The sequence below is a fragment of the Lentzea sp. NPDC060358 genome (assembly GCF_042725365.1).
GTDB lineage: Bacteria > Actinomycetota > Actinomycetes > Mycobacteriales > Pseudonocardiaceae > Lentzea.
In genome coordinates, this window is sequence record NZ_JBHXCW010000329.1 from 1 (window position 1) to 7,004 (window position 7,004).

Annotated in this window: 5 protein-coding genes and 1 riboswitch; of the genes, 3 read left to right on the forward strand and 2 right to left on the reverse strand. The window is 70.2% G+C overall.

The annotated features are described in order from the left end of the window. Positions 1 to 152: 152 nt before the first annotated feature. Complete coding sequence (locus ACFWGZ_RS37920; RefSeq protein ID WP_382456424.1) at positions 153 to 1,571, reverse strand: amidohydrolase family protein; 1,419 nt, start codon at positions 1,569 to 1,571, stop codon at positions 153 to 155. A 179-nt stretch (positions 1,572 to 1,750) separates the two neighbouring features. Beyond that, a complete protein-coding gene (locus ACFWGZ_RS37925) occupies positions 1,751 to 2,659 on the reverse strand; it encodes a DMT family transporter (protein ID WP_382456425.1) in 909 nt (302 codons plus the stop codon). A gap of 114 nt (positions 2,660 to 2,773) precedes the next feature. On the opposite strand from ACFWGZ_RS37925, the gene ACFWGZ_RS37930 reads away from it, so the two are divergent. The 3 genes from ACFWGZ_RS37930 to ACFWGZ_RS37940 all read left to right on the forward strand — a co-directional run bounded on the left by ACFWGZ_RS37930 (position 2,774) and on the right by ACFWGZ_RS37940 (position 6,980). Continuing rightward, the gene (locus ACFWGZ_RS37930) at positions 2,774 to 3,211 is read left to right on the forward strand and encodes an Lrp/AsnC family transcriptional regulator (RefSeq protein WP_382456426.1); all 438 of its coding nucleotides are present in this window, start codon (positions 2,774 to 2,776) and stop codon (positions 3,209 to 3,211) included. An 80-nt stretch (positions 3,212 to 3,291) separates the two neighbouring features. Continuing rightward, positions 3,292 to 3,500, forward strand: a riboswitch (cobalamin riboswitch). Between the two features lie 112 nt (positions 3,501 to 3,612). Beyond that, a complete protein-coding gene (locus ACFWGZ_RS37935; protein WP_382456427.1) occupies positions 3,613 to 5,955 on the forward strand; it encodes a ribonucleoside-diphosphate reductase subunit alpha in 2,343 nt (780 codons plus the stop codon). Then, positions 5,952 to 6,980 carry a ribonucleotide-diphosphate reductase subunit beta gene (locus ACFWGZ_RS37940; protein WP_382456428.1) on the forward strand — a complete coding sequence of 343 codons (1,029 nt, stop codon included), beginning with the start codon at positions 5,952 to 5,954 and terminating at the stop codon, positions 6,978 to 6,980. The genes ACFWGZ_RS37935 and ACFWGZ_RS37940 overlap by 4 nt, the downstream gene beginning before the upstream one ends. The last annotated feature ends 24 nt before the right edge of the window (positions 6,981 to 7,004 follow it).

Genomic DNA, 7,004 nt, shown 5'->3' on the forward strand with positions numbered 1-7,004 from the left:
CCGTCTCCGGGGTGCCGCGGCGGCCGCGGCCGCGCGGTGGGACGCGACGCGGCAGCGAGCCGGCGCCGTCTCAAACCTCGGGCAGCCGAGCGGCCGCCTTGCCGCGATCGCCGGGGAGTCCTGCTCGAGAAGACCCGGGCGACCGCCGCACCTCAGTGCACGCAGCACCCCAGCGGTGTCACCGGCGCCTCGACCGGTTCCCGCGCGGCGGCCTCGATCCCGGCCAGCACCCGTGCCCTGTCCGCGGGGCCGAGGTAGCGGCCGCGGGTCACGACGGCGTGGATGCGGCTGACGTTCGTGATGTCCGCCAACGGGTTCGCGTCCAGCACCACCAGGTCGGCCTGCTTGCCGGGGGTGACCGTGCCCGTCTCGTGCTCGAGCCCGAGGCAGCGCGCGGCCTCGCTGGTCGCCGCCCGCAGCGCGGCCATCGGGCTGAGACCGGCCTGCACGAGCAGCGCGAGCTCGTCGTGCAGCGAGAAACCGGGGAAGACGTAGGCGAAGCCCGCGTCCGTGCCGGCGACGACACCGACACCGGCCTCGTGCATCGTGCGGAGCAGCCGCATGCGGGCATCGCCGAACTCGCGCAGCGCGGCCTCCTCCTCCGGCGTGCGGCCGGGACGGCCGGACATGATCGACTGCCATTGCTCGCGCAGGCCGACCGGGATGTACCGCATCCGTTCCAGCGCCCTCGGGTCGTTCACGATGTTCTCGGGCGACCGCGACATGTTGCGTTCGACGAAGAGCGTGGGGGACTCCCACGTGCCGTGCCGCCGCATCTGCGCGAACAGCGCCCGAGCGCGAGCCGGTGAGTGGGTGGCGACTGCGGCCCGTTCGACCCGGCCGGACTGCCGGCCCCACCAGTTCGGGTCGGCGGGGTCGTCCGGCAGCGCGCGCAGTTCGGCGTAAAGCGCGTCGGCGTTGTCCGAAGTGGACGTGAACAGGTTGTAGAGGTGTTCGTGCGTGTGCTGGGCGAGCGCGTCCTGGATCGGCACGCGCGCGGGCACGTGGCCGGCGAACGGGATCCGCACCCTGCGCGCCTCGTCGGCGATGGCGGCGTGGCACTCCGGCGACAGGAACGAGTAGACCTTCACGAAGTCCGCTCCACCGTCCTTGGCACGGCGCACCGCGGCCCGCGCCTCCGCCGGCGTGCGCACGACGTCCGTGCCGGGCCACACCGAGCCGGGGCCGTCGACGATCGTGCTCGCGATGACCATGCGCGGGCCCAGGACCTCACCGGCCTCGATGCGCCGGCGCGTGTCGTGCGTCTCCGGCATCCCCCACATCTCGCGGACACCGGTGACACCCTGCACGACGTGCAGCGGCGCGACCGTGTCCTCGAAGAACGTCGAGTGGGTGTGCATGTCCCACAGACCCGGGATGACGTACTTCCCGGCCAGATCGAGCACCCGCGCACCACCCGGCACGTCGCAGCGCCCACCGGCGGCCACGACGCGGTCACCGGCGAGCACGATGGTCGCGTCGCGCACGGGCGGGCGCCCGGTGCCGTCGATGAGGGTCGCTCCCCGCAACACCGTCACGGCGGTACCCGCGGTGGCGGGCGAATTCCCCACGGCCCCGAGTGCGACCGCACCGATCGCACCCCGTCCGAGCCAGGACAACACGTCCCGGCGCGCCAGATCCCCCACGGCTCCGCCTTCCCCCATGTGCCGGACAGCCACACGGTAATGATCCGCGAGGACCGGGACAGTAGGGCAGACCCGACTGTTCGCGTCCACACCGGACCCCGACCTCAGGCGGGATCCGGTTGCGGCTCCGCGGGGCGTTCCTGGTGCAGGGCAACACCCGTGACCACGAGCACCACGCCGACGACCTCCGCGACAGAGGGGATCTGCGTGAGCACGACGATCCCGACGACGGTGGCCGTGGCCGGTAGCAAGGACACCATCAAGGCGTAGGTGGCCCGGGGCAAGCGGGCCATGGCGAGCTGGTCGCAGACGTAGGGGATGACCGACGAGCAGATCCCCACCCCGGCCGCCGCGGCCAGGGCCACCGGGTCCAGGAAGGCCGGCGCGGCCTGACCGATCCCGATCGGCAGCGCGATCACCGCGGCGATCATCATCGACAGCGCCAGGCCGTCGATGCCGGACACCTGCCGGCTGCGGGCCACGCGGTGCCCCAGAATGATGTAGAGCGCGAACAGCACCGCGTTGGCGGCGGCGAACGTGATGCCCAGAGGTTCGGCGACCAGGCGCACGTCGGTGAGCAGGTACACGCCCGCGACCGCCGCGATCAGCGCGGCGACGTTGCGACGGGTTCGCGCGGCGAGCGCGGCCAGCACGATGACCGGCAGGAACTCGATCGCCGCGACCGTGCCCAGCGGCAACCGGTCGATGGCCAGGTAGAAGACGCTGTTCATCACCGCCAGCACCGCCGCCCACCCCGTCAGCAGCCACCGGGTGGCCCGGTCCAGGCGCGACCACAGCCGCCACGGCCGCCGCCACACGGCGAACACCACCGCGGCCGTGGCGATGCGCAGCCACGCCACCCCGAGCACCTCGACACGGGCGAACAGCAGCACCGCCAGCGCGGGCCCGAGGTAGTGGAACACCGCGCTGACAACGAAATAGGCGTGGGGAGGAGTTCGGTGCACGATCCTCGCCGCGGCTCGACCAAGGCTGCGGAAACGCGGCTCGACCATGCCTTTATTGTCGACTGCGGGACCGGGCAGCACCATGCGCGAACGAAGGCGGAGACCGTCGATATGGTCGCAAAAGAAGGCGGAAACCCCATCGGCTTTCCTTCGGGAAAGCCAGTGCTGGACGAGACCGACCGTCGGCTGCTCGACGTGCTCGGCGCGGACCCCCGGCTCACCGCCGCCGAGCTGGCGCGCCGCATCGGCATGTCCGCCCCCGCCGCCCGCGAACGCCTCGCCCGCCTCGAACGGGCCGGCGTCATCCGCGGTTACCGCCTCGACATCGATCCCGCCGCGATCGGGCTGCCCGTCACCGCCTGGGTCCGGATCAGGCCCGGGCCCGGTCAGCTGCCCAGGATCGCCGAGCTGGCGGCCCGGACCCCGCAGGTCAGCGAGTGCCACCGCATCTCCGGCGAGGACTGCTTCCTGCTCAAGGTCCACTCGCCCAGCATCGAGGGCCTCGAAACCATCCTCGACCAGTTCCTCATCCACGGTCAGACGCACAGCTCGTTCGTCGTCGCCACCCCCGTGCCCCCGCGCACACCGGCGACCGGGTGACGGGCAGCTCGTGCGGGTGCTGCTCCAACTGAGCGACACGCCCACTAGATGTAGGTGCTCTTCGCTCGACCACGCCCATGTATTGTGTCGATCTAGCTGGTTCGGCCGATCATCCAGATCGGTCGTCGCAAGAGGGAACCCGGTGTGAGTCCGGGACTGCCCCGCAGCGGTGAACGGGAACGAAAGCCGTCAGAAGCACTGGACGCGAGTCGTCTGGGAAGCGACGGCCGGTAGGAGCCATCAGGCGTGCCCGTGAGTCCGAAGACCTGCCAGCGCCCCGCACGCGCCTTCGCGTGCGGGTGTCCGAGGCCCCGAGGGAGGGCGGGAGGACGTGGCGGTCGCGCGCGCCCGTCCGCTCCTCGCTGTCCTCGTGGCCACCCCGAGCTCGCGAGGAGAGAGCTGTGACGGCGGTCGACACGGTCACCACCACGATGCGCGTCAAGAAACGCAACGGTTCGCTCGAACCGGTGGACCTGAACAAGATCGTGCGCGCGGTGGAGCGCTGCACGGCCGGTCTGCACGACGTCGACCCGTTGCGGGTCGCCACCAAGACGATCAGCGGCCTCTACGACGGCGCGACGACCGAGGAGCTGGACAAGCTCTCGATCCAGACCGCGGCCGCGCTGGTCGCCGAGGAGCCCGAGTACTCGAAGCTCGCGGCCGGTCTGCTGGCGGCGTTCATCGAGAAGGAAGTGCGCCGCCAGGGTGTGCAGTCCTTCAGCCAGAGCATCGCGCTCGGCCACGCGGAGGGCCTGATCGGGGACGCGACGGCGAAGTTCGTCGCGGCCAACGCCCGCAAGCTCGACGACGCGATCGACCTCGACGGCGACCGGCGGTTCGAGTACTTCGGCCTGCGCACGGTCTACGACCGCTACCTGCTGCGCCACCCGTCCCGGCGGTCGGTGATCGAGCAGCCGCAATACTGGCTGCTGCGCGTCGCCTGCGGCCTGTCGCACACCGCCTCCGAGGCCATCGACTTCTACCGGCTGATGTCGTCGCTGGCCTACCTGCCCAGCTCGCCGACGTTGTTCAACTCCGGCACCCGGCACACCCAGATGTCCTCGTGCTACCTGCTCGACTCGCCGAAGGACCAGCTGGAGTCGATCTACGAGCGCTACGCCCAGATCGCTCAGCTGTCGAAGTTCGCCGGAGGCATCGGTGTGCAGTGGTCGCGGGTCCGGTCGCGCGGCGCGTTGATCCGCGGCACGAACGGCCACTCCAACGGCATCGTGCCGTGGCTGCGCACGCTCGACGCGTCGGTCTCGGCGGTGAACCAGGGCGGTCGCCGCAAGGGTGCCGCCTGCGTGTACCTGGAGACGTGGCACCCGGACGTCGAGGAGTTCCTGGAGCTGCGCGACAACACCGGCGAGGACGCGCGCCGCACGCACAACCTCAACCTGGCCAACTGGATCCCGGACGAGTTCATGCGCCGCGTCGAGGCCGACGCCGACTGGTCGCTGTTCGACCCGGACGAGGTTCCCGAGCTGGTCGACCTGTGGGGCGACGAGTTCGACCGCGCCTACCGCGGCGCCGAGGAAGCCGGCCGAGCGGTGCGCACGGTGAAGGCTCGTGACCTTTATGGACGGATGATCCGCACGCTCGCCCAGACCGGCAACGGCTGGATGACGTTCAAGGACACCGCGAACCGCACGTGCAACCAGACCGCCGAGCCCGGCAACGTGGTGCACCTGTCGAACCTGTGCACCGAGATCCTCGAGGTCACCAGCGACGAGGAGACCGCGGTCTGCAACCTCGGCTCGGTCAACCTCGGCGCGCACGTGACGGACGGCGGGATCGACTGGGAGCGCCTGCGTTCCACCGTCCGCACGGCCGTGGTGTTCCTCGACCGCGTGATCGACATCAACTACTACCCGACCGAGCAGGCGGCGCGGTCCAACCCGCGCTGGCGCCCGGTGGGGCTCGGTGTGATGGGCTTGCAGGACGTGTTCTTCAAGCTGCGCCTGCCCTTCGACTCGCCGGAGGCCCGCGAGCTGTCGACGCGGATCGCCGAGGAGATCTACCTGACGGCGCTGGAGTCGTCGGCCGAGCTCGCCTCGTCGGCGGGCGCGCACCCGGCGTTCGCGGAAACCCGTGCCGCCAAGGGAGATCTGCAGCCCGACCTGTGGGGTGTGACGCCGACGCAGACCGAGCGCTGGTCCGCAGTCCGCGAGCGGATCTCCGAGCACGGCCTGCGCAACTCGCTGCTGATCGCGGTCGCGCCGACGGCCACGATCGCCTCGATCGCCGGCTGCTTCGAGTGCATCGAGCCGCAGGTGTCGAACACGTTCAAGCGCGAGACGCTGTCCGGTGAGTTCCTGCAGATCAACTCCTACCTGGTGCGGGAGCTCAAGTCCCGCGGCCTGTGGACGGACGCGGTCCGCAACCGCCTCAAGCAGGACGACGGTTCCGCGCAGGGCATCGGCGCACTGCCCGAGGACGTGCGCTCGCTGTTCCGCACGGCGTGGGAGCTGCCGCAGAAGGCGCTGATCGAACTGGCCGCCGCGCGCGGCCCGTACATCGACCAGAGCCAGTCGCTGAACCTGTTCGTCGCCTCGCCGACGATCGGCAAGCTCTCCTCGATGTACCTCTACGCCTGGAAAGCCGGGCTCAAGACCACGTACTACCTGCGCTCCCGTCCCGCGACGCGCATCCAGCAGGCGACCGTGGCGGTCCCGGCGGTGACGTCGGACGACGCCATCGCCTGCTCTCTCGAAAACCCCGAAGCCTGTGAGGCCTGCCAGTGACCACCCTGGAAAACACCACCCGCAAGAACGCCCTGCTCGACCCCGGCATGGACCTCACCCTGCGGCCCATGCGCTACCCGCTGTTCTACGAGCGCTTCCGCGACGCCATCAAGAACACCTGGACCGTCGAGGAGGTCGACCTCCACTCGGACCTCGCCGACCTGAACAAGCTGTCGGAGGCCGAGCGGCACCTGGTCAACCGGCTCGTGGCGTTCTTCGCGACCGGTGACACGATCGTCGCGAACAACCTGGTGCTCAACCTCTACGAGCACGTGAACGCGCCGGAGGCCCGGCTCTACCTGTCGCGGCAGCTGTTCGAGGAGGCCGTGCACGTCCAGTTCTACCTGACGCTGCTCGACACCTACCTGCCCGACGAGAACGACCGCGCCGACGCGTTCGCCGCCGTCGAGACGATCCCGTCGATCCGCGCCAAGGCCGAGTTCTGCTACAGGTGGATCGACTCCATCTCCGACCTCACGACGCTGCAGACGCGGGACGACCGCCGGTCGTTCCTGCTCAACCTCATCTGCTTCGCCGCGTGCATCGAGGGCCTGTTCTTCTACGGCGCCTTCGCCTACGTCTACTTCCTGCGCTCGCGCGGCCTGCTCAACGGCCTCGCCTCCGGCACCAACTGGGTGTTCCGCGACGAGTCGATGCACATGGCGTTCGCGTTCGACGTCGTGGACACCGTGCGCCGCGAGGAGCCGGACCTGTTCGACGAGTCGCTGTTCGAGCAGGTGCGGGAGATGCTGCGCGAGGCGGTGGACGCCGAGGTGCAGTTCGCGGACGACCTGCTCGGCGGCGGCGTCGCCGGCATGTCGGTGGCGGACATGCGCTCGTACCTGGAACACGTCGCCGACCGGCGCCTGCAGGTGCTCGGCCTCGAGCCGATCTACGGCTCCAAGAACCCGTTCGCGTTCATGGAGCTGCAGGACGTGCAGGAGCTGTCGAACTTCTTCGAGCGCCGCGTCTCGGCCTACCAGGTCGGGGTGACCGGCACGGTGTCGTTCGACGAGGACTTCTGACCGGTCCGGCCGGGGGCCTGCGCG